The 22,247-nt window shown below is 68.8% G+C and carries 18 protein-coding genes; 8 read left to right on the top strand and 10 right to left on the bottom strand.

All coding sequences use genetic code 11. From position 1 onward, the window contains the following. Window positions 1-84: 84 nt before the first annotated feature. The 5 genes from ACIA73_RS32585 (at window position 85) to mscL (ending at window position 6,014) form a co-directional block, all read left to right on the top strand. Window positions 85-1,668: a potassium/proton antiporter gene (locus ACIA73_RS32585; protein WP_399442513.1), complete on the top strand. Its 1,584-nt coding sequence runs from the start codon at window positions 85-87 to the stop codon at window positions 1,666-1,668. Between the two features lie 378 nt (window positions 1,669-2,046). After that, on the top strand, window positions 2,047-3,273 hold the full coding sequence (locus ACIA73_RS32590; RefSeq protein WP_399442514.1) for an MFS transporter: 1,227 nt from the start codon (window positions 2,047-2,049) through the stop codon (window positions 3,271-3,273). A 66-nt stretch (window positions 3,274-3,339) separates the two neighbouring features. After that, entirely contained in the window at window positions 3,340-3,681 is a 342-nt protein-coding gene (locus ACIA73_RS32595) for an FmdB family zinc ribbon protein (RefSeq protein WP_399442479.1), read from the top strand. 80 nt (window positions 3,682-3,761) lie between these two features. Next, the gene (locus tag ACIA73_RS32600) at window positions 3,762-4,601 is read left to right on the top strand and encodes an S-methyl-5'-thioadenosine phosphorylase (RefSeq protein WP_399442480.1); all 840 of its coding nucleotides are present in this window, start codon (window positions 3,762-3,764) and stop codon (window positions 4,599-4,601) included. A 942-nt stretch (window positions 4,602-5,543) separates the two neighbouring features. Beyond that, window positions 5,544-6,014 (top strand): large conductance mechanosensitive channel protein MscL, encoded by a 471-nt coding sequence (gene mscL, locus ACIA73_RS32605; RefSeq protein WP_399442481.1) that lies wholly within the window; start codon window positions 5,544-5,546, stop codon window positions 6,012-6,014. A 25-nt stretch (window positions 6,015-6,039) separates the two neighbouring features. On the opposite strand, the gene ACIA73_RS32610 is transcribed toward mscL, so the two are convergent. From ACIA73_RS32610 to pflB, 9 genes are all read right to left on the bottom strand, one after another. Further along, entirely contained in the window at window positions 6,040-6,240 is a 201-nt protein-coding gene (locus ACIA73_RS32610; RefSeq protein WP_399442482.1) for a hypothetical protein, read from the bottom strand. Between the two features lie 52 nt (window positions 6,241-6,292). Beyond that, window positions 6,293-7,723 carry a NarK family nitrate/nitrite MFS transporter gene (locus ACIA73_RS32615; protein WP_399442483.1) on the bottom strand — a complete coding sequence of 477 codons (1,431 nt, stop codon included), beginning with the start codon at window positions 7,721-7,723 and terminating at the stop codon, window positions 6,293-6,295. Between the two features lie 5 nt (window positions 7,724-7,728). Further along, window positions 7,729-8,151, bottom strand: coding sequence for a hypothetical protein (locus ACIA73_RS32620; protein ID WP_399442484.1), 423 nt, complete (start codon window positions 8,149-8,151; stop codon window positions 7,729-7,731). Then, window positions 8,148-8,852, bottom strand: coding sequence for a ubiquinol-cytochrome c reductase iron-sulfur subunit (locus tag ACIA73_RS32625; protein WP_399442485.1), 705 nt, complete (start codon window positions 8,850-8,852; stop codon window positions 8,148-8,150). Before ACIA73_RS32625 ends, ACIA73_RS32620 begins: the two co-directional genes overlap by 4 nt. Beyond that, window positions 8,849-9,448, bottom strand: coding sequence for a 4Fe-4S dicluster domain-containing protein (locus tag ACIA73_RS32630; RefSeq protein WP_362417721.1), 600 nt, complete (start codon window positions 9,446-9,448; stop codon window positions 8,849-8,851). Before ACIA73_RS32630 ends, ACIA73_RS32625 begins: the two co-directional genes overlap by 4 nt. A gap of 6 nt (window positions 9,449-9,454) precedes the next feature. Then, window positions 9,455-11,743, bottom strand: coding sequence for a molybdopterin oxidoreductase family protein (locus ACIA73_RS32635; RefSeq protein WP_399442515.1), 2,289 nt, complete (start codon window positions 11,741-11,743; stop codon window positions 9,455-9,457). A 59-nt stretch (window positions 11,744-11,802) separates the two neighbouring features. Next, window positions 11,803-12,909, bottom strand: coding sequence for an MFS transporter (locus tag ACIA73_RS32640; protein ID WP_399442486.1), 1,107 nt, complete (start codon window positions 12,907-12,909; stop codon window positions 11,803-11,805). Between the two features lie 45 nt (window positions 12,910-12,954). Then, window positions 12,955-13,782 (bottom strand): pyruvate formate-lyase-activating protein, encoded by an 828-nt coding sequence (gene pflA, locus ACIA73_RS32645; RefSeq protein ID WP_399442487.1) that lies wholly within the window; start codon window positions 13,780-13,782, stop codon window positions 12,955-12,957. 176 nt (window positions 13,783-13,958) lie between these two features. Continuing rightward, window positions 13,959-16,262: a formate C-acetyltransferase gene (gene pflB / locus ACIA73_RS32650; protein ID WP_399442488.1), complete on the bottom strand. Its 2,304-nt coding sequence runs from the start codon at window positions 16,260-16,262 to the stop codon at window positions 13,959-13,961. 305 nt (window positions 16,263-16,567) lie between these two features. Between pflB and ACIA73_RS32655 the strand changes: the two genes are divergently transcribed. The 3 genes from ACIA73_RS32655 (at window position 16,568) to ACIA73_RS32665 (ending at window position 19,981) form a co-directional block, all read left to right on the top strand. Then, window positions 16,568-17,770, top strand: coding sequence for a low temperature requirement protein A (locus ACIA73_RS32655; protein ID WP_399442489.1), 1,203 nt, complete (start codon window positions 16,568-16,570; stop codon window positions 17,768-17,770). Between the two features lie 168 nt (window positions 17,771-17,938). Further along, window positions 17,939-19,066: a P1 family peptidase gene (locus tag ACIA73_RS32660; RefSeq protein WP_399442490.1), complete on the top strand. Its 1,128-nt coding sequence runs from the start codon at window positions 17,939-17,941 to the stop codon at window positions 19,064-19,066. Between the two features lie 147 nt (window positions 19,067-19,213). Next, window positions 19,214-19,981, top strand: a complete 768-nt coding sequence (locus tag ACIA73_RS32665; protein ID WP_399442491.1) for a DUF6227 family protein — start codon at window positions 19,214-19,216, stop codon at window positions 19,979-19,981. Between the two features lie 185 nt (window positions 19,982-20,166). Here the strand turns inward: ACIA73_RS32665 and ACIA73_RS32670 are convergent, their stop codons facing one another. Then, window positions 20,167-22,227: a fructose-specific PTS transporter subunit EIIC gene (locus tag ACIA73_RS32670; protein WP_399442492.1), complete on the bottom strand. Its 2,061-nt coding sequence runs from the start codon at window positions 22,225-22,227 to the stop codon at window positions 20,167-20,169. Window positions 22,228-22,247: the final 20 nt, after the last annotated feature.

A 22,247-nucleotide genomic window follows, 5' to 3' on the forward strand; every position in this document is an offset into this window, starting at 1 on the left:
GTCTCCGGAACCCCGCGAAGGAGCGGTGAGGGCAAGTGCGAGAAGGGCGTTAAGGAAACGTCAAAGATTAGGTAAGGTAATGAAATTACCTCGCCGCCGGCAGTAACGATCCGGCTGGCCCCAGGAAAGGACCGGCCCCTGACTGTCCACCAGCTCAATGAACTCCTGCTCATCTGCGCGGTCGTGCTGCTCGTCGCTGTCGCGGCGGTCCGCATCTCGTCGCGCAGCGGGCTCCCCAGCCTGCTGATCTATCTCGGGATCGGCATCGCGCTGGGGCAGGACGGCATCGGCAAGGTCGCCTTCGACAACGCCGAACTGACCCAGGTGATCGGCTATGCCGCTCTTGTCGTGATCCTGGCCGAAGGCGGCCTCGGCACGAAGTGGAAGGAGATCAAACCCGCGTTGCCTTCGGCTGTCGTCATGTCGACAGTCGGTGTCGCGGTGAGCGTGGGCATCACGGCTGCCGGTGCGCACTATCTGGTGGGCCTCGACTGGCGACAATCACTGATCATCGGCGCGGTGGTCTCATCGACGGACGCGGCGGCGGTCTTCTCCGTGCTGCGGAAGGTGCCACTGCCCGCGCGGCTGACCGGCGCACTGGAGGCCGAGTCGGGGTTCAACGACGCCCCGGTGGTGATCCTGGTCGTCGCGTTCTCGACCACCGGGCCGGTGGACACCTGGTACGCGCTGATCGGCGAGATAGCCCTTGAACTGGCGATAGGCGCAGCGATCGGTCTCGCGGTGGGCTGGCTGGGTTCGCTCGGCCTGCGCAGTGTGGCCCTGCCGGCCTCCGGCCTCTATCCGATCGCGGTGATGGCGATCGCGGTGACGGCGTACGCGGCCGGCGCGATGGCGCACGGCAGTGGCTTCCTGGCGGTCTACCTCGCCGCGATGATCATGGGTAACTCCAAGCTGCCGCACTGGCCTGCCACTCGCGGTTTCGCCGACGGGCTCGGCTGGATCGCACAGATCGGCATGTTCGTGCTGCTCGGCCTGCTGGTCACACCGCACGAGTTGCTCGACGACATCTGGCCGGCAGTCATCGTCGGGCTGGTCCTGACGATGGTGGCGCGACCCGCGTCCGTGCTGGTGAGTCTGTTCTTCTTCCGTACGCCGCTGCGCGAACAGGTACTGCTGTCGTGGGCGGGGCTGCGGGGTGCGGTGCCCATCGTGCTCGCCACCATTCCGATGGTGGCCGGCGTCGCGGGCAGCGACCAGATCTTCAACATCGTCTTTGTGCTGGTGGTCGTCTACACGCTGGTCCAGGGGCCGACGCTGCCCTGGGTGGCCCGTCGGCTGCGCATCAAGGAAGCTCCGGAGGCCGCTGCCGACCTGGGTATCGAGTCGGCGCCGCTGGAGCGGCTGCGCGGTCATCTGCTGTCGGTGGCCATCCCGGAGCACTCGCGGATGCACGGGGTGGAGGTCAATGAGCTGCGGTTGCCGCCGGGCGCCGCGGTCACCCTGGTCGTACGCGACGGAACCAGCTTCGTACCGCTGCCGACGACCGTGCTGCGATGGGGTGACGAACTGCTGGTGGTGGCGACCGATCCGGTACGGGAAGAGGCCGAGCGGCGGCTGCGCGCGGTCGGCCAGGGCGGCAAGCTGGCGGACTGGCTGGGCACCGGCGGGGAACCGGTTCCACGGGCCGTAACCCGCAAAAGCCTGTGAACGCAAGCCCTGGCGGCGAGATCCCCTGTAGCATGAAGGTGAATTGATCGACCAACTCTGCCTGACGCAGAGCTGGCGCGACCGCACGGCGGCCTGTTTCCCCTGTTTCGAGGGGACGTCCGGTATCTACCGCCGGTCCTGCGCAAGAGGACAGCTCTCGGCGGCTCCCGCACGCGATTGCGTGCCCACGTACGGCGTAGACGTACGGTGTACAGGGAATTCCCTGTACACCGTAGAACGTGGCCACGTGCAAGGGGAGCGCCACCAGGCGGCAGAAAGGCAAGGGCCGTGACGCACACGGTCACGACCGACGCCACCGAAGGCTCCGGCACGAAGAGCTCCGGCACGCGTGACGGCAAGCGCCCTGGATACGGGCAGCTGCTGCGTACCCCCGGGGTGTGGACGTTCCTGATCCCCGGTTTCCTGGCCCGGCAGCCGTTCGCGATGCTGACCATCGGCATCGTGCTGCTGGTGCAGCACACCACCGGTTCGTACGGCAGCGCGGGCATCGTCGCCGCCGTCACCGGTGTGTCCATGGCGCTGTTCGCGCCGCAGAGCGGCAAGCTCGCCGACCGATTCGGTCAGCGGGCGGTACTGCTGCCGGGTGTGCTGGTGCACGCGACCTCCGTCGGTGCGCTGACCGCGCTCGCGCTCGCGGACGCACCGCTGTGGGCACTGTTCGTGGCTGCCGTTCCGGCAGGTGCCTCGGTGCCGCAGGTGGGTCCCATGGTGCGTGCACGCTGGGCGGCCAAGCTGGACGGTTCGCCGCTGATGTCGACGGCTGCCGCCTTCGAGTCCGTGACCGACGAGTTCACCTTCGTGGTCGGCCCGGTGCTGGCGACGGCCCTGTGCACGGGCGTACATCCGGCAGCGGGTCTGATCGCGGAGGCCACGCTCACCCTGGCCGGCGGCCTGTTCTTCGCGGCGCAGAAGCGCACCCAGCCGGTGCCGAGCCGCACCGCCGGTGGCGCGCACGTCAAGCACGCATCCGCGCTGTCCATCCCCGGTGTGCGGGTGCTCGCCGTCGCGTTCCTGGGCATCGGCGCCGTCTTCGGCGGCATGCAGGTCTCGCTGACCGCCTTCGCCTCGGAAGCCGGAAACCCGGGCATCAACGGGCTGCTGTACGGAATCTTCGCGGGCGGCAACATGCTGGCGGGCATCGTCTGCGGCACCGTCGCCTGGAAGATCGGGCCGCGCCGTCGGCTGATGACGGGCTACGTCGCTCTGACGTTGTTCGCCTCGGGGCTGTGGGCCGTGCACTCGGTGCCGCTGCTCGCCGGGCTGGGGCTGCTGGTCGGGCTGTGCATCGCACCCGCGTTGATCACCGGCTACACGATGGTCGAGACGCTCGTGCCGGCCACCGCGCGCACCGAGGCCTTCACCTGGCTGACCGGCGCGGTGGCGTTCGGGCAGGCCATGGCGGTGACGGTGGCCGGCCGGCTGACGGACGCGTACGGCTCGTCCGCCGGATTCCTGGTGCCGCTCGGCGGTACGGCGCTGGCGCTGATCGTGCTGGTCGCCCTGCGTTCCAGCCTGCTGCCGCAGTCGTCCGGGCGGGTCGCGGCACGTGGTGTGGGTCACCGCGTGCCGGTCACGGTGGACTGATTCCGCGGAATACGTCACTATGGACCGTCGTTAGCACTCATCGAGTGAGAGTGCCAGGAGGATCAAGTGCCGACCTACCAGTACCAGTGCACCGCATGTGGCGAAGGCCTTGAGGCAGTGCAGAAGTTCACCGATGACGCGCTGACCGAGTGCCCGAACTGCCAGGGACGCCTGAAGAAGGTCTTCTCCGCGGTCGGCATCGTCTTCAAGGGCTCCGGTTTCTACCGGAACGACAGCCGCGGCTCTTCGTCGAGCAGCACGCCGGCGTCGTCGTCCTCGAAGTCGGGCACCGCGTCCAGCGGCTCGGACTCGAAGGCCGCCTCTTCGTCGTCCCCGGCGTCTTCGACGACGTCGTCCACGTCGTCGAGTTCGTCCAGCAGCTCCTCGGGGTCGTCCTCGGCCGCCTGAGTGACTTGCGTTTTCCGAAGTCCCCGCCGTCATCGACGGCGGGGACTTCGGCGTTTCCGGGCGCGGCTAGGGTGACGGCCATGGTGAACGCACAGGCAGAGATCGGCGTCATTGGCGGTTCGGGCTTCTACTCCTTCCTGGAGGATGTGACCGAGGTAGTGGTGGACACCCCTTACGGCAGTCCCAGCGACTCGCTGTTCCTGGGCCGGGTCGCCGGGCGGAAGGTGGCGTTCCTCCCCCGGCACGGCCGCAGCCACCACCTGCCCCCGCACCGCATCAACTACCGGGCCAACCTCTGGGCACTGCGCTCGGTGGGCGCACGTCAGGTGCTCGGGCCGTGCGCGGTGGGCGGCCTGCGGGCCGAGTACGGGCCGGGCACGCTGCTGGTGCCGGATCAGCTGGTGGACCGTACGAAGGCCAGGACTCAGTCGTACTACGACGGCGAGACGGCGGTCGACGGCAAGCTGCCCGCGGTGGTGCACATGTCTTTCGCCGACCCGTACTGCCCCGAGGGCCGCAAGGTGGCGCTGGCCGCGGCGCGCGGGCGCGACTGGGAGCCGGTGGACGGCGGCACGCTGGTGGTCGTCGAGGGGCCACGCTTCTCGACCCGCGCCGAGTCGGTGTGGCACGCATCGATGGGCTGGTCGGTGGTCGGCATGACGGGACACCCGGAGGCGGTTCTCGCCCGCGAACTGGGGCTCTGCTACACGTCAATGACCTTGGTCACGGACCTGGACGCGGGAGCCGAGACGGGCGAGGGCGTCTCGCACGAAGAGGTGCTGAAGGTGTTCGGCGCCAATGTGGACCGGTTGCGCACGGTGCTGTTCGACGCGGTGGCGGGGCTGCCGGCGAACGCGTCGCGGGACTGCCTGTGCGCGCACGCCCTGGACGGGATCGAGACGGGCATCGCACTGCCGTGAGGTGGGCGGGAGGCCGATGAACCACCGATGAGGGCACACGGCGAATCCCCGGTGAGGGCGGGCTCCGAATGCCCCGCCGGGGTGAGCGGGTTGCCCCCAGGCTGAGGGTTATCCACAGGCTCAGCAGGATGGGCGCGGAAGGTGGATCGTGAGGGACCCAGAACGCCCCCAGCGATCAGGTGGTGATGCTCCGTGTCTCCCGTCCCTCTTACTTCCCCGTCCCGTCAGCCCGGCCCACCCCTTCCGTCTCTTCCGCAGGCCCTGCCCGCGCCCGAGCCGTTCGGGGTGCCGGAGTTCGCGCCGTTGCGTGTACGCGGCGGAGGCGGCCGGCACCGGCTGCGGCGGGCTGTTCGGCGCAGGCGTCGGGCAATGGCGGCCGGACTCGCGGTGACCGCGGCCGCGCTGGCCGCCTCGGCGCCGCGCACCACGGACCGTACAGGCGCGCACACTGAAGCGGCCGAGGCCACGGAAGCGACCGGTCGAGCTCGCCAACGGGCGGTTCCCCGAACCGAGGTGGTGTCGGCACCGGTGCGTATCGCGGATGCGGCGACCGTACGTCTGCTGCGGCGCGGCGACCTGGTCGATGTGATCGCAGCCGCGAACTCTCCTACCGGCCGTGGAGGTCCATCGGCACGCGTGGTGGCGTCCGGGGTTCGAGTGACCGACGTGCCGGGTACGCGGGAAGCCGCTCCGGAAGACGGGGCGCTCGTGGTGCTGTCCGTTCCGCGTGCCACCGCAGCCGAGTTGGCGGGTGCAGGCGCAACGTCGCGTCTGGCGGTGACTCTGTGCTGATGTTCCAGGTGCTGACTCACGTACTGAATTGCACTGACGAACTGGAGGGTCACCGATACGAGTTGACGGATTGGACAGCTACGACGGGTGCTGCCGTAGGTTTCGGAGGAGTTTGCTCCGCCCCCTGCACATGCGAAAAGAGGCTCACTTGTGAGCAACGAGAAGACCAGCCTGCTGGAAGGCTTCAAAGCCTTCCTGATGCGCGGCAACGTGATCGATCTTGCGGTTGCCGTCGTCATCGGTGCCGCGTTCACCAACATCGTGAACTCGATCGTCAAGGGCGTGATCAACCCGCTCGTCGGCGCGTTCGGCACCAAGGACCTGGAGAGCTACCAGTCCTGCCTGAAGGGCACCTGCGCAAAACTGCCGGACGGCTCGGTCGACGGCATCCAGATCCTGTGGGGCTCGGTGCTCAGCGCAGTACTGAGCTTCCTGATCACCGCTGCTGTTGTCTACTTCCTGATGGTGCTGCCGATGGCGAAGTACCTGGCCAAGCGCGCCGAGAAGGAAAAGGCGAAGGAGGCGACCACCGAAGTGATGGAGGCCACCGAGGTGGAGCTGCTGAAGGAGATCAGGGACGCCCTGGTCGCACAGCGCGGCTCCGGGCACAGCAACCCGTAACGACGCCGCGGCTGCCGCTGGCGAATCAGACGTGGTGCGGCGGCTTCTCGTCGAGGAAGCGGGCGAGGTCCGTCGTACCGCCGGTCCCCGGCCTCTCGCCCCAGCCCCGGTCCGTGTCGTCCGAGGACTGCTGGTCCAGCGGGTCGTCGAAGACCAGCTTGGGCTTGGGGCGCTCGGTCGGCGCGGGGCGGCCGAGGCCGGGGTCGGCGTGGTCTGAGGTGTTCACTCCTCCAGGGTACGGCGGGGACCGAGCCGGCCCGGCGAGCCCGCGGACCCGGTCAGCTGGGGGCCTCGGCACCCTTGCGGGCGTAGAACCACCAGCAGACGACCAGGCACGTGACGTAGAACCCCACGAACACCCAGAGCGAGCTGACCACGGGGAAGTTCGCGAACATCGCGGGGATGAAGAAGAAGCCGTAGGCGGCGATGCCGGAACTGAAGCCGGTGACCGCACCCGCTTCCATCTCGGACTGCTTGAGCGCCGCCACCCGGGCCTCCTCGCCCTTGCCCTCGGCGCCCTTGAGGTGCTGGTCGCGGAAGATCACCGGGATCTGCCGGAAGGTCGAGCCGTTGCCCAGGCCGCAGAAGAGGAACGCCACCAGGAAGCCGGCGTAGAAGACCCAGAAGTTGCCCTGGTCGCCGCCGCTCGGGAGCGCGCTGATGACGACCACCAAGGCGATGCCCATGCCCACGAAGGACAGCATGGTGACGCGGGCGCCGCCCATCTTGTCCGAGAGCCAGCCGCCGCCCCAGCGGGCGAGCGCACCGATGAACGGGCCGATCCAGGCGTACGTCGTCGCCGAGTAGTCCGGATTGATCGGGGTGAACGTGGTGTTGATCAGGTTGGGCAGGGCTGCGGCGAAGCCGATGAAGGAGCCGAAGGTTCCGACGTACAGCCAGGTCATCAGCCAGTTGTGCTTGCGCTTGAAAATGATCTTCTGCTGGCTGAACGGTGCTGCGGCGACCTTGAGGTCGTTCATCATGAACCAGGCGAGCAGCGCCATGACGATCAGCAGCGGCACCCAGAGGAACGCTCCGTTCTGGAGCCAGACGTCCTCGCCGGTCTTCTTGCTCTTCAGCGGACCACCGGCCGGGGCGAACAGGACGGCGGCGGTGATGACCAGCGGGGCGACCAGCTGGACGATGGAGACGCCGAGGTTGCCGAGGCCACCGTTCATGCCGTTGGCGTTGCCTTTTTCCCGCTTGGGAAAGAAGAAGCCGATGTTCGCCATGGAGGACGCGAAGTTGGCGCCGCCGAGGCCGCAGACCGCGGCGATCAGGGCCATCTCCCAGTACGGGGTGCTGGTGTCCTGGAGGGCGAATCCGAGCCAGAGCATCGGCGCGATCAGAATGATCGTGGAGAACGCGGTGAACTTCCGCTCGCCGTAGATCGGCCCGATGAAGGTGTAGAGGATGCGGAAGGTACCGCCGGTGATGCCGGGGATGGCGGTCAGCCAGAAGAGCTGCGACTTGGAGTAGTCGAAGCCGACGTCGCCGAGCTTGACGACGGTGACCGACCAGACCTGCCAGACGACGAAGCCCAGCATCAGTGCGGGGACCGAGATCCACAGGTTGCGTTGGGCGACCTTGCGGCCGGTGGACCGCCAGAAGGACTCGTCCTCGGGGCGCCAGTCGCTGATGGTGGTGCCGGGTCTGTAGGTGTCGGTGCCGGGCCCGCTGCCGGTACCTGCGGGGGTTGCTGTCGACATGGGAGTCATCGGTCCTTGGGGTCGAGGAGCCAGAGAAGGAGGACGGCCAGGAAGGACAGGCACAGGAAGCCCGCACCCCACCAGGCGGTGCCGGTGTCGCCCTTCATCCATTCGTTGACCGTGATGAAGAGGGCCCAGAGCTGGCCGATGACCACGGACATGGCGAGGACCAGGCGGGCGGTGAGCTTGGCGGAGCGTTCCGGTTCCTGCTCGGTGCCCGCGCCGGGGCCGGGTCCTGTGTGACGGACCCGGGGGTCCCCGTAACCGCTGGTGGGCCGGATCTGCGGGTAGCGCTCGTGGACGGGGCGGTTGAGACGCGGGACGGCGCTGCCGGGGTGGTATTCCGGGCGGGGCGGGACTCCGGTGGCGGAGCCCCTCTCCGGTCCGGGCTGCCGGCCCGACTCGGGGGACGGTGTCGGGGCGGTCATGTCTGCCTCCCCTGGCGGAGGGGCTCGGAGGGGGTCTTGTGGCGGGCGGCGGCGCCGGGGCAGCCGACGCGAGCCGCGAATTCAGGGCGTTCGTCGAGGAGCTGGCGGCACAGGCCGGCTTCGATGCTCTCGCCGGAGCGGGTGGTGCCGATCGCCCAGATGCTGCCGTCGGTCTCCTCGATGACGACCACCTTGGGCAGCCCGCGGGGTGGCGGGCCGGCGGTGACCTCGCCGGTTCTGGCGTCGAAGATGCCTTCGTGGCAGGGGCAGTACAGCTCGCCCTCGGTGCCGCGGTCCTTGCGCCACAGGACGGCGCAGGCGAGGTGGGTGCAGACCGCGGAGTAGCCGACGAGGGCGCCGTCGTCCAGGCGGACTGCTACGGCGCGGTCCTCGTCGCCGGGGTAACGGAAGGAGATGGACTCGCCGGGCGGCAGGGCGTCGGCGATGCGCTTCGGCTTCGGGACGCCCTCACCTTCGGGGTCGCCGTGCCGGTGCAGTACTCCCCCGGCGACCGCCAGGCCGCCGACAGCGAGGCCGCCGGAGACGGTGGCGACGATGCGGAGATAGTCGCGGCGGGTGGTGAGGGAATCGGCGCTGATCCGGTCGTAATGGGCGGAGCGGGCGACGGCCTCGGCGTCCGCGGAGTTGCCCGGGGCGTCGGTGTCGGTGGTTTCCGGTGGTGGGGGCTGGACGGTACTCATCGGACGTCGACTCCGTTCACCTCGACGACCGGGAGCCCGCCGGGGACCGGCCACTGGACCTTGTCGGCGGGGACGACCATGGCGACCCCGGTGGAAACCATCACGTCGCCGAAGGCGAAGGAGTCGGCGACCTGGACGCCGGGGCGCTCGGCCTGGAGCTCTTCGAGGGTTCCGTAGAAGAGGGCTCCGGTCGGGCAGACCGTGGCGCACATCGGCGCGAGGCCGTAGGCGGTGCGGTCGTAGCAGAGGTTGCACTTCATCTGCAGCTTGGCTTCGAGGTCGATCTTGGGGACACCGAAGGGGCAGGCGTTGACGCAGTTGGCGCAGCCGATGCAGCGGGTGGTGTCGGCCTGCTGCACCACGCCGTCGGCGGTGACCAGGATCGCGTCGGCGGGGCAGACCTCCGCGCACGGGGCGACCGGGTCCTCGCAGTGCATGCAGACCGTGGGGAGGGAGGCGACGGACTGGCCGGGCTCCGTGTAGTCGAGGTGGATCATCGACTTGCCGCGGTGCGAGTCGCATTCGCGGCACGCGGAGACACAGGCCTGGCAGCCGATGCAGCGGCCCGGATCGATGAAGATCGTTTTACCCATCATGGCTGGTCAGCTCCTCTCTTCTGCGGTCGCTCGGCCCTGTGGGGCGGTGGGTGGCAGGGGGTCGGTGCGGGATACCTGGGTCTCGGGGTACGCCTGGTGACCGGGGGCGACGGGTGGTGCGGGCACCTCGTCGATGTGGTCGGCGCGTTCGATGCGGCAGGCGCAGACCTTGTACTCGGGGATCTTCGAGCGGGGGTCCAGGGCGTCGATGGTGAGGATGTTGGCGGCCGTCGGCGAGGGCCAGTGGTACGGGATGAAGAAGGTGTCCGGGCGGATCGCCTCGGTCACCAGAGCCGGGTAGACGGAGCTGCCGCGGCGGGTGACGACGCGCACCGGGTCGCCGTTCTTGAAGCCGTGCGAGGGGTGCACCTCCACCCACGGGCGCGGGGTCTGCTCGACCAGTGCGCCCAGCCGGCGGGTCTGGTTGCCGGAGAGGAAGTGGGCAACGGTGCGGCCCGTGGTGAGCGACATGGGGAAGTCGTCGTCGTACGGGTCCATCGGCAGGTGCCACTCCACGACCTGGAGGTGGATCTTGCCGTCCGGGTGGAAGGTCCGGCCGTCCTCGAAGAGGCGGGGGGTGCCGGGGTGGTCGGTGTCCGGGCAGGGCCAGGCGATGCCGCCGGTCTCCTCCAGGCGTTCGTAGGTGATGCCGTAGTAGTCGTTGACGGTGCCGGCGGAGGCGACGCGCAGTTCCTCGAAGACCTCGCGGGAACCGGCGAAGGCGAACTTGTCGCCGACGCCGAGGCGCTGGGCGAGCTGGCACATCACCCAGGTGTCGGTGCGTACCCCGGCGGGGGGCTCCTGCGCCTTGTTGTGCTTGACGACGCGGGCCTCCGCGTTGGCCATCACGCCCTCGTCCTCGGCCCAGGTGGTGACGGGGAAGACGACGTGCGCGTTGGCCGCCGTCTCGGAGAGGAAGAAGTCGAACTGTGCGTGGAACTCGGTCGCGTCGTACCCCTCCTTGACCACCCGGTAGTTGGGCAGCGAGACGAAGGGGTTGTTGCAGACGCCGATGAGGCCGCGGATCTCGCCGCGCTGCATCTGCCAGACCATTTCCATCATCGAGGTGCCTGCGGCCGGCAGCTCGGACTCCTCGATGCCCCAGATCTCGCAGATCTGGCGGCGATGCTCGTCGTTCAGGATCGAGCGGCCGCCGGGAAGCATGTCGGACTTCTGGCCGTGTTCGCGGCCGCCCTGTCCGTTGCCCTGGCCGGTGATGGTGCCGTAACCGGCGCCCGGTTTGCCGATGTTGCCGGTGGCGGCGCACAGGTTGATGACGGAGAGGCAGTTCTCGACGCCCTGTGAGTGGTGCTCGATGCCGCGAGCGTGCCAGGCCATCGCCTTGCCCGCGGTCGCGAAGACCCGGGCGACCTGCTCGATCTGCGCGCCGGGAACGCCGCAGATCTCTGCGGAACGCTCGGGCGGGTACTCGGCGACCTTGGCCTTCAGCTCGTCCCAGCCGGTGGCGGACGCTGCCAGATACGCCTCGTCGACGAGGTTCTCGCGTACGACGACGTGCAGTACCGCGTTGAAGAACGCCGAGTCGGTGCCCGGCTTGAGGGCGACGTGGATGTCGGCGGTGCGCGCGATGGCGGTCTCGCGCGGGTCGACGACGATCAGCGTCGCCCCGCGGTCACGCGCTCCCCACAGGTACTGGGTCATCACCGGGAAGCACTCACCGACGTTGGAGCCGGCGATCAGCAGGCAGTCGGTGAGGAGGATGTCGGAGAAGGGGTTGCCGGCGCGGTCGATGCCGAAGGCGAGCTTGTTGGCGCCCGCGGCGCTGACCATGCACAGGCGGCCGTTGTAGTCGACATGTCGGCTCTTCAGGGCGACCCTGGCGAACTTGCCGACCAGGTACGTCTTCTCGGAGAAGAGGCTCGCACCGCCGAGCATGCCGAACGCGTCGTTGCCGTACGTCTGCTGGATACGACGCACCTCGGACGCGGTGAAGTCGAGCGCCTCCTCCCAGGAGACCTCCCGGAACTCCTCGTCGCGGGAGCGGCGCATCAGGGGTGCGGTCAACCGGTCGGGGTGGTTGACCTGTTGGTAGGCGTTGATGCCCTTGGGGCACAGCCGCATCCGGTTGATGTCGTGGTTGCGGGGCTCGACGCCGAAGACCTTGCCGCCTTTGTCGACACGCAGGTACATGCCGCACTGCACGCCGCAGAAGCAGCAGTGGGTGGGGACGAGCGTTTCGCCGTTCTGGTCGGCGTGCCAGCGGTCGGCCGGAATGCCGCCCGCGTCGCGGAAGCCGCGGGTGCCGGGCGGTGCGAGGGAGGGGTCCAGCGGGATGCGCGGCCGACTGTGCGGGGTGACCTGCGGTGCGGGCCCGGAGGTGGGCTGCGGGGACGTCACTTGAAGCCCTTCTTGACGTGCGAGAGGTAGGCGTTGCCGCGCAGTTCGCGCTTGCAGCGCGGGCAGTACTCGGCCCACTGGGCGAAGTCGAGCTTCAGGTCGCGCATCGTGGCTTCGAGGTTCTCGACGTACGGCGCGGTGTCGATCGGGGTGTCGCAGCGGCGGCAGTGGAAGACCTCGTCCTTCTGCCGGGCGGTGTACTTGAACAGCTGCATGCCGACGGCAGCCGGCCGTTGCACGATGTGGAAGAACTTCCCGAACGGGATGTAGATGAGGGTGAACACCACCGACACCATGTGCAGGATCGCCAGGAACTCGTAGCCGCCGCCGTGCAGGAAGATCGACGAGAAGGTCAGCAGCAGGCCGGTGACCGAGATGACGATCAGCGCGATCAACGGCACCAGGTCGTAGGCGAAGCGCTGGCCGGTCATCGCACCGCGGTCCTTCATCCGTCGCCAGAGGAAGTACGAGGCGCCGGGGATGACCATGACGGCGGCGATGTCGAGGCCGTGGAACATCAGCCAGCCGAGGATGTTCGCGGAGTTGAAGCCGAGGACCTTGATGCCCCAGATCCGCATCTCGTAGCCGGGGCCCGAGCCGCTGCCCGAGGTGAAGGTGAACCACCCCCAGGTCAGCGGGAAGGTGATCGCGGCGGCCAGGATGCAGCCCCAGAAGATGAGCTGGTGGGCGGCCCAGCGGGCGTGCGAACGGGCGCCGAGGAACTTCTGGAAGCCGAGATACGTGGCGATCATCTTCGGCAGCGCAGTGGGTGCACGGCGGAAGTTCTCCGCGGAGAAGAGGCTTCCCCAGCCCTTCTTGAAGAGCCGCCGGGCGCCGGGGGCGGAGACCCACACGGTGTAGCGGTAGGTGACACCGAACGCCAGGAAGATGGTGGCCACCGCGTACGGCAGAAGGGCGGAGTCGAAGTCCCTCAGCATTCTGCTGCCGAAGTAGATGGCCAGCACAAGGAGGAGGGAGACGACGGTGGCGGTGAGGCTCGCGCGGCGGGTCACGGAGAGCGCTGGTCTCGACGTGGCGGGGCCCGACGCGGGGGACGACGCGGGAGGCGGCTCCGCCGGAGGCGCGATGGGAGGTTCGGTCACTTGCCCAAATTAGGGCTAATGGGGAGAAAGTTCTGGTTGGAGGACTCAGATGGCGTACAAGCCGTGCGCCGTGAAGAGGTCACGGGCGGCTGCCACCTGGTCGGGGCCGGGAGACGGGGTGTCGTGCAGGGTGAAGTTCTTGCCGAGGGCTTCCCACTTCGACTCGCCCAGCTTGTGGAACGGAAGTACGTCGACGCGCGAGACGACCCCGAGGGAGGCGGCGAAGGCGGCGACACCCTCGATGTTCGCCGGGTCGTCGGTCAGTCCGGGGACCAGGACGAATCGCAGGTGCACCTCCTTGCCGAGGTCTGCCAGGCGGCGGGCGAAGTCCAGGGTGGGGGCCAGTTCGCGGCCGGTCACCTGCTGGTACGTCGCCGGGTCCCACGACTTGATGTCGAGCAGCACCAGGTCCACGTCGCGCAGCAGCGCGTCGGTGGCGCGGGCGCCGAGGAAGCCGGAGGTGTCGAGGGCGGTGTGCAGGCCGAGTTCGTGCTTGAAGCGGTGGAAGAGCTCGCCCGCGAAGACCGGCTGAAGCAGGGGCTCGCCGCCGCTTATCGTGGCGCCACCGCCGGCCGCACGGATGAATGTCGTGTACTTCGCGGCCTCCGCGACGATGTTGTCCGCCGCGTAACGCTTGCCGCTGCGCATCCGCATGGTGTCCGGGTTGTGGCAGTACAGACAGGCGAGCGGGCAGCCGGCGAGGAAGGTCACGAAGCGGGTGCCAGGGCCGTCGACCCCGGTGGACAGGTCCCAGGAGTGCACGGATCCGCTGATGGGGCGCTGGGTGGCGGCTCCGGCCGGGGTGGCGCCCTCGGGAGCGTTAGGGGCGGCGGCCCTCACCGGAATGCCGGTTCCGAGAAGTACGGCGGTCATGGCAGGACCTCCTGGGAGGAGAGGCGGAATGGATTTTGTACGGCGCCGGGACCGGGTGCAGTCAGGGGGATCGGCCCCGGCGCCGTACGGTTCATGGGCTCCTGTACGGCGTACAGGAGGCTCTCTGAGCTCTTGTACGGCGTAGAGGAGCAGTTCCCCTACGCCGTACAGGGGGCCTACAGGGAGCCGTGGAAGGTGCGGTTGATGACGTCGAGCTGCTGCTCGCGGGTCAGCCGCACGAAGTTCACCGCGTAGCCGGAGACCCGGATGGTGAGCTGGGGGTAGTTCTCCGGGTGGTCCATGGCGTCTTCGAGCATGGCCTTGTCGAGGACGTTGACGTTCATGTGGAAGCCGTTGCTGGCCATGAAGCCGTCCAGGACGCCGGCCAGATTGTCGACACGTTCCTGAGCGGTGCGGCCCAGGGCGTCGGGGGTGATGGTGTTGGTGAGCGAGATGCCGTCCTCGGCGTCGTCGTACGGGAGCTTGGCGACCGACAGGGCGGAGGCGATGTAGCCGTGCTCGTCGCGGCCGTTCATCGGGTTGGCGCCGGGGGCGAAGGGGGTCCCGGCGCGGCGGCCGTCGGGGGTGTTGCCGGTCTTCTTGCCGTAGACGACGTTCGAGGTGATCGTCAGCACGGACTGGGTGTGCACGGCGCCCCGGTAGGTGGGGTGCTGGCGGATCTTCTGCATGAATTCCTGGACGATGCGGCGGGCGATGACGTCCGCACGGTCGTCGTTGTTGCCGTACGCCGGGTAGTCGCCCTCTATCTCGTAGTCGACGGCGAGACCGGACTCGTCGCGGATCACCTTCACCCGGGCGTGCTTGATGGCGGACAGCGAGTCGGCGGCGACCGACAGGCCGGCGATGCCGCAGGCCATGGTGCGCAGGATCTCCTGGTCGTGCAGGGCCATCTCGATGCGCTCGTAGGCGTACTTGTCGTGCATGTAGTGGATGACGTTGAGGGCATGGACGTACGTCTTGGCCAGCCAGTCGAGCATCGCGTCGTAGCGCGGGGCGACCTCGTCGTAGTCCAGGTGGTCGCCGGTGAGCGGTTCGAAACCCTGGACGACGAGCTTGCCGGTCTTCTCGTCCCGGCCGCCGTTGATGGCGTACAGCAGGGCCTTGGCGACGTTGACCCGCGCACCGAAGAACTGCATCTGCTTGCCGACGGCCATCGCGGACACACAGCAGGCGATCGCGGTGTCGTCGCCGTACTTGGGGCGCATCAGTTCGTCCGACTCGAACTGGATCGCGCTGGTGTCGATGGCGACCTGGGAGGCGAACGACTTGAAACCCTCGGGCAGTTGTCGCGACCAGAAGACGGTGAGGTTCGGCTCGGGGGCCGGGCCGAGGTTGTAGAGGGTCTGCAGAGCGCGGAAGGTGGTACGGGAGACCAGCGGGCGGCCGTCGTCGCCGATGCCGGCCATCGACCAGGTGACCCAGGTGGGGTCGCCGGAGTAGAGCTCGTTGTACTCGGGGGTGCGCAGGAAGCGGACGATGCGCAGCTTGATGACGAAGTCGTCGATGAACTCCTGCGCCTGCTCCTCGGTGATCAGGCCCCGCTCGATGTCGCGCTGCAGGTAGATGTCGAGGAAATTGTCGATACGGCCGATCGACATGGCCGCACCGTTCTGCTCCTTCACCGCGGCGAGGTAGGCGAAGTACAGCCACTGCACTGCCTCGCGGCCGGTGCGAGCGGGTCCCGAGATGTCGTAACCGTACGAAGCGGCCATCGACTGGAGTTCGTTCAGCGCCTTGATCTGCTCGGAGACCTCTTCGCGGTCGCGGATGACGTCCTCGGTGGCCCACCGCTCACCGAGGCGCGCCTTGTCGGCTTCCTTCGAGTCGATAAGTCGCTGTACGCCGTACAGGGCGACCCGGCGGTAGTCGCCGATGATGCGGCCGCGGCCGTAGGCGTCGGGCAGGCCGGTGATGATGCCCGAGGAGCGGCAGGCGCGGATCTCGGGGGTGTACGCGTCGAAGACGCCCTCGTTGTGGGTCTTGCGCAGGTGGGTGTAGATGTCGCGGACCTCGGGGTCGGCCTCGTGGCCGTACGCGTTGAGGGCGGTTTCGACCATCCGCCAGCCACCGTTGGGCATGATCGCCCGCTTTAGCGGGGCGTCGGTCTGCAGGCCGACGATGAGGTCCTTGTCGGCGTCGATGAAGCCGGGGGCGAAGGCGTCGATGCGCGAGGGGGTCTTCACGTCGACGTCGTAGACACCCCTGCTGATCTCCTCGGGGAACATCGCGAGGAGCTTCTGCCAGACGGCCGTGGTGCGCTCGGTGGGGCCGGCCAGGAAGGCGGCGTCACCCTCGTAAGGGGTGTAGTTCCGCTGGACGAAGTCGCGGACGTCGATGGCATCGGCCCACAGCCCGTCCCGGAACCCGTCCCAGGCCTCTGCGGTCACCGCGGACGCACCGGCATCCGCGGCAGTCCCGGCTTCCGTGCCGCCCGTCGTCTCCGCCTGGGTCGCAGTCATGACCACACCTTCCGATCGTCTGACGCCTCGCTCGACGCCTGTCGTGCGTCGCGAATTCCGCTGCCTCCATTCCACTCCTGAAAGGCGCTCCCGAGGGGCCGCAATGGTCCTCACCCTTGGACCTTTGGACCCGAATCCAATCGAGAAGAAGCTAGCTTCAAGCCCCTGACCTGCATATTCACTCGGGCCCAAAGTCCTTAGTTCGCTTGTGAACGCATTCACAAAGTTGTGCGGTGGGAGTCCCCCGAAGCCCGTCGGACAGCGCTTCGCGCGCGCTTCCCCAGCTCTTCTGGTGTCGTGTACCTATGACTGAGACGACGAGGACCACCAGCGGCCTGCTCCGCCGGATGTCGTCGCGCAGCCCGGACGAGGGGCACCGCGCGGCCACTCCCCTGGAGCTGTTCTTCGACCTGTGTTTCGTCGTCGCCGTCGCCCAGGCCGGGGTGCGCCTGGTGCACGCCGTCGCCGAGGGCCACTTCGCCTCGGGAATCCTCGGTTACACCCTGGTTTTCTTCGCCATTTGGTGGGCGTGGATGAACTTCACCTGGTTCGCCTCCGCCTACGACAACGACGACGTGTTCTACCGCATCGCCGTCCTGGTGCAGATCGCGGGCGTCCTGGTGCTGGCGGCCGGCGTACCCCGCGCCTTCGACGACGGGAACTGGACCGTCGCCATCCTCGGCTATGTGGTGATGCGCCTGGCGATGACCTGCCAGTGGCTGCGGGTCGCCCGCCACAACGAGGGCCCCGAACGGTCCATGGCGCTCAAGTACGCCGTCGGGCTCGTGATCGTCCAGCTCGGGTGGCTCGCCGTACTGATCACACCGGACGCGGCACGCCCGTACGTCTTCGCCGTTCTCGCACTCGCCGAGTTGAGCGTCCCTCCGATCGCCGAGCGGCGTTTCGAGACCAGCTGGCACCCGCATCACATCGCCGAGCGCTACGGCCTGTTCACCATCATCGTGCTCGGCGAATCCATCACCGCCGCGACCATCGCAGTCCAGGAGGGCCTGGACGAGCACGACGAGCTGGGCGAACTACTGTCCATCGCCGGCGGTGGCCTGCTGATCGTCTTCTGCGCCTGGTGGATCTACTTCGCCAACCCCGCGCAGGAACGCCTCACCTCCATGAAGCGCGCCATCCAGTGGGGTTACGGCCATCTGTTCATCCTGGGTTCGGCCGCGGCGATCGGGGCGGGCATCGAGGTGGCTGTGGAACACGTCGTCGGCAAGGCGCACATCTCGGCGGTGGCGGCGACCGCCGCGGTGACGATTCCGACCGCGCTGTTCCTGTTCACCGGATGGTTCTTGCAGGCCAGGCACTTCAAGCGGGACCTCGCGGAGAAGGCGCTGATGCCGGTGACCGTCGTTGTGGTGCTCGCCTGCACCTTCCTCGGCACCTGGGGGGTGCTGGCGGCGGGCCTCGCGATGGCGCTGACCGTGACCATCGGCACGCTGCTGGCCGCCCGGCCCGAATCCGACACCCTGCGCACACCGCGGCTGAGCTGAGCGCCTGCCCTTCCCGTACGACCACCGCAGAGATGACCAGCGCAGACACGCCCACCGCAGGCATGACCGACCCCCACAGCTACGCCCCCCACAGCTACGACCTCCGCTGCCACGACCTCCACGGTGATGACCTCCACAAGGCCCCAACCGCCGTGATACGCAGACCCCATGGCAAACCTCACGGAGAAGCCCGGACCCAACGACGCCCTGACCGACGTGGCCGGCCTGCGAGTCGGCCACGCACAGGCGGAGGGAGCACGCGCGCTCTCCGGCACCACCGTCGTCCTCACTCCCGAGGGCGGCGCGGTCACCGCCGTGGATGTACGGGGCGGTGGCCCGGGCACCCGCGAAACGGACGCTCTGGACCCGCGCAACCTGGTCCAGCGCACCGACGCCATCGTCCTCACCGGCGGCAGCGCCTACGGACTCGACTCCGCGTCCGGCGTGGTCGGCTGGCTGGAGGAGCAGCGGCGCGGCTACCGGGTCGGCCTGGACCCCGAGATGGTCGTACCGGTGGTGCCCGCGGCGTGCCTGTTCGACCTGGGGCGCGGCGGCGACTGGCGGGCCAGGCCGGACGCCTCGACCGGACGCGCGGCCGTGGAATCCGCCGCGGGTTCGGGAGTTGGCGCGCCCGTGGAGAGGGGATGCGTCGGTGCCGGTACGGGTGCGGTGGTCGGCGGGCTCAAGGGCGGCGTGGGCACCGCGAGCGTACGGCTGGAGTCGGGGCTCGCCGCGGGGGTCACGGTGGCGGCGCTGGTGGTGGTCAACGCGGCTGGTTCCGCGGTCGATCCGCTGACCGGGGTGCTGTACGGGGAGTACCTCCAGGGGCGGGTCGGCTACCCGCGCGAAGAGGTGCACCAGAAGGCGCTGCGACGTACCGGGGAGGCTCGCGCGGAGTCCGCGCGACGGTACGCCGACTCCGTACGCCCCCCGCTGAACACCACCCTCGCGGTCGTCGCCACCGATGCCGAACTCACCCGTGCCCAGGCGCAGAAGCTCGCCGGGACGGCCCACGACGGTTTCGCGCGGGCACTGCGGCCCGTGCACCTGCTGACGGACGGGGACACGGTGTTCGCCCTGTCCACGGGGGTGGCAGGGCTGCCGGCCGGGCAGTCGGACGGTCAGGACCCGGCGCTGGCGGCGCAGTTGGCGGCCGGGGCTCTCAATGAGGTGCTGGCGGCCGGTGCGGACGTCGTGACCAGGGCGATCGTCAAGGCGGTCCGGGCCGCGCAGGGGGTCGACGGGCCGGGAGGGGTCTTCCCGGCATACCAGGACCTCTATCCGGTTTCGGAGTGATGCTCCGACTCACGTGAATTTCGAGGCGGCGTACGGGAACCTCTCGTACGCCGTCCTTCGTTTTCACCAAACCGGGGCGCAATGTCAGACCCTTTGGCTACTTTGAGTACCGGACGAGTTACACGCGGCGATGGCCTGGAGAAGCCCTTGAACGATCGCGACGAGTACGAGAGCGACGGCCTCAAAACGACCGAGGAACACCTCGGGCAGCTCCTGGGCCGCGCGCTGAACTCCTTCGACCTGCCCGACGAGACCGTCGAGCAGCTGGAATCGGCGCTGGCGCACAGCTCTTCACTGCGCTCCTCGCACCACAGCGCCGGGCTGCACCGTTCCCTGCACCGGCACACCTTCCTGCTCTCCGACGGTTCCTCACTCACCCTCTGGGAGTTGGTGCACAGCGCGGGCCGTGACAGCGCCACCGAGCACGAGCTGTATCCGGACATCGGCGACGCCAGGCTTGCCGCGAACCGGCTGCCCGGACCGGCCGGTTCACGCGCGGACGACCTTCCGCTCTTCCCGGAGTACGCGGAAGGCCCGGACATCCTGGCCGAGTTGGCCCTCCAGCCCCGCAAGGAGGCCAAGCGCGCCTTCGTGCCGGACAGGTCCGCCGATCACGCGCGCCGGGTTCTGCGCCGTGCGGAGAACGCGGACCGGCCGGGCGAGGAGACCGCGCGCCGCCTCACGGACGCCCTCGCCCACGAGATCACGCAGGTCTACGGGCGCCAGCACCGCATCAAGGAGCGGGAGGTGGGCTTCACCCTTTACGAGCACGCGTTCCTGCTGATGGACGGCAGCGTGGCGAGCCTGTGGGAGGTCGAGCACACGGCGACACCCGACGGCCGTCATATGTGCGAGGTGTACGACGCGGAGCGGACCGCGCGCGAGGCGATGGAGCCGCGCGGGCGAGTGGGGTGAGGCGCCGCCCGGAACGGGCGGGCTGAGGGCGTCTGCGGCCGGACGCGTGGAAGTCCCGCCCCGTGGCGCTGATGCGGGGGCGGGACTTCTACGGCGTACGGGAGAAGTGGGTATACGGCGTACAGGAGGCGCGGTCGTGGTCGTACGCGAATCTCGGTTCTACACCGCATAACCAGGTGGCAGCCTCAGACCGCGGCCACCGCCTTCTGGTCGGCCTCGGCATCGCCACCGGCCGACGGTGCCACGGCGGTGACCGGCTTCCTGCGCATTCCCTTGAACAGGATGACGAGGGCCGCGGCGACCACCGTGCCGGCCACGACCGCCACCAGGTAAAGCCACGGGTTGCCGATCAGCGGGACGACGAAGACGCCGCCGTGCGGTGCCCGCAGGGTGCTGCCGAAGGCCATCGACAGACCGCCGGTGACCGCGCCGCCCGCCATCGCCGCGGGGATGACACGCAGTGGGTCGGCCGCCGCGAACGGAATCGCGCCCTCGGTGATGAAGGATGCCCCGAGCACCCAGGCGGCCTTGCCGTTCTCCCGTTCGGTACGGGTGAAGAGCTTGCCGCGCACGGTCGTCGCGAGCGCCATCGCCAGCGGCGGGACCATGCCCGCGGCCATCGCGGCAGCCATCACCTTGAGACTGCCGTCGTTCGGGTTGGCCAGACCGCCGATGGCGAAGGTGTAGGCCACCTTGTTGAAGGGGCCGCCCATGTCGAAGCACATCATCAGGCCGAGGACGACGCCGAGGATGATCGCGTTGCTGCCGGACAGTCCGGAGAGCCAGTCGGTCAGCGCCGTCTGCAGCTTGGCGATCGGCTCACCGATCACCAGGAACATCAGGAATCCCACGACCACCGAGGAGATCAGCGGGATTACCACCACGGGCATGATCCCGCGCAGCGCCGCCGGCACACGCACCCGCTGGATCGCCATCACCACGGCGCCCGCGATCAGACCTGCGGCCAGGCCGCCGAGGAAGCCCGCCTTGATCGCCACGGCGATGGAGCCGCCGACGAATCCGGGTACGAGACCGGGCCGGTCCGCCATCCCGTAGGCGATGTATCCGGCCAGCACCGGCACGAGGAAGGCGAAGGCCAGCCCGCCGATCTGGAACATCAGGGCAGCCCAGCTGGTGTGGTCACCCCAGGCGAAGTGCTCCATCACGGAAGGCGCTTTGTCGATTTGGTAGCCGCCGATCGCGAAGCCGAGCGCGATCAGCAGACCGCCGGCGGCGACGAACGGCACCATGTAACTCACACCGCTCATCAACCACTTGCGCAGCTTCGCGCCGTAACTCTCGCCCGCCTCGCCGATTTCCTCGACCGGTGAACCCTTGGCTGCGGCGGAGGTGACCTCGCCGCGGGCGGCCTTGTCCTTGGCCTCGGCGATCAACTCGTACGGGCGGTTGATGCCCGCCTTCACCCCGACATCAACGGTCGGCTTGCCCGCGAACCGCTCGCGGTCACGTACCGGTACGTCGTGCGCGAAGATCACCGCGTCGGCTGCGGCGATGACCGCCGGGTCGAGGCGGGTGAAGCCGGAGGAGCCCTGCGGCTCGACGGTGAGCTGCACGCCGTCGTGGTTACCGGCCTGTTCGAGGGATTCGGCTGCCATATAGGTGTGCGCGATGCCGGTGGGGCAGGAGGTGACGGCGACGATACGGAAGGGGGCTTCGCCGGTTGCGGCTATGGGCGCCGCCGGGGCCGGCGGGGTGTCCGTGGCAACGGATGCGGGGGCGGTATCCGCAGTCGCCACCTCGTCAGTCGCCACCGGGGCGGCCGTCACAGGTGCGGCCGTCACAGGCTCGTCGCCGCGGATCATCGCCGCGGCCTCCTCCGGCGTTCCCACCGACCGCAGCGCACCCGTGAACTCCGCGTTCATGAGCTGTCGCGCCAGGCTGGAGAGGATCGTCAGGTGAGCGTCGTCCGCGCCCGCCGGGGCGGCGATCAGGAAGATCAGGTCGGCGGGCCCGTCCGAGGCGCCGAAGTCGACACCGGTGGCGCTGCGCCCGAAGGCCAGCGTCGGTTCGGTGACGTGCGCGCTGCGGCAGTGCGGAATGCCGATGCCACCCTCCAGGCCGGTCGGCATCTGCGCTTCGCGCGCGGCGACGTCCGCGAGGAACCCGTCCAGGTCGGTCACCCGGCCGAGAGCGACCATCCGGGTCGCGAGGAGGCGGGCGGCCTCCTGTTTGGTGTCAGCGGCCAGGTCGAGGTCGACCAGGTCCGCGGTGATCATCTGGCCCATCGCGGGCTCCTTTGCACGGA

Origin of the sequence: Streptomyces sp. NPDC051561 (assembly GCF_044454195.1) — a bacterium.
Classification (GTDB): Bacteria; Actinomycetota; Actinomycetes; order Streptomycetales; family Streptomycetaceae; genus Streptomyces.

Excerpts from the sequence above, each read along its gene's own strand:
- pflA (WP_399442487.1), bottom strand. The coding sequence starts at position 13,782 with ATGACCGCCGTACTTCTCGGAACCGGCATTCCGGTGAGGGCCGCCGCC.
- ACIA73_RS32660 (WP_399442490.1), top strand. The coding sequence starts at position 17,939 with ATGGCAAACCTCACGGAGAAGCCCGGACCCAACGACGCCCTGACCGAC.
- ACIA73_RS32630 (WP_362417721.1), bottom strand. The coding sequence starts at position 9,448 with ATGATGGGTAAAACGATCTTCATCGATCCGGGCCGCTGCATCGGCTGC.
- ACIA73_RS32620 (WP_399442484.1), bottom strand. The coding sequence starts at position 8,151 with ATGACCGCCCCGACACCGTCCCCCGAGTCGGGCCGGCAGCCCGGACCG.
- ACIA73_RS32600 (WP_399442480.1), top strand. The coding sequence starts at position 3,762 with ATGGTGAACGCACAGGCAGAGATCGGCGTCATTGGCGGTTCGGGCTTC.
- pflB (WP_399442488.1), bottom strand. The coding sequence starts at position 16,262 with ATGACTGCGACCCAGGCGGAGACGACGGGCGGCACGGAAGCCGGGACT.
- ACIA73_RS32625 (WP_399442485.1), bottom strand. The coding sequence starts at position 8,852 with ATGAGTACCGTCCAGCCCCCACCACCGGAAACCACCGACACCGACGCC.
- ACIA73_RS32615 (WP_399442483.1), bottom strand. The coding sequence starts at position 7,723 with ATGTCGACAGCAACCCCCGCAGGTACCGGCAGCGGGCCCGGCACCGAC.
- ACIA73_RS32655 (WP_399442489.1), top strand. The coding sequence starts at position 16,568 with ATGACTGAGACGACGAGGACCACCAGCGGCCTGCTCCGCCGGATGTCG.
- ACIA73_RS32670 (WP_399442492.1), bottom strand. The coding sequence starts at position 22,227 with ATGGGCCAGATGATCACCGCGGACCTGGTCGACCTCGACCTGGCCGCT.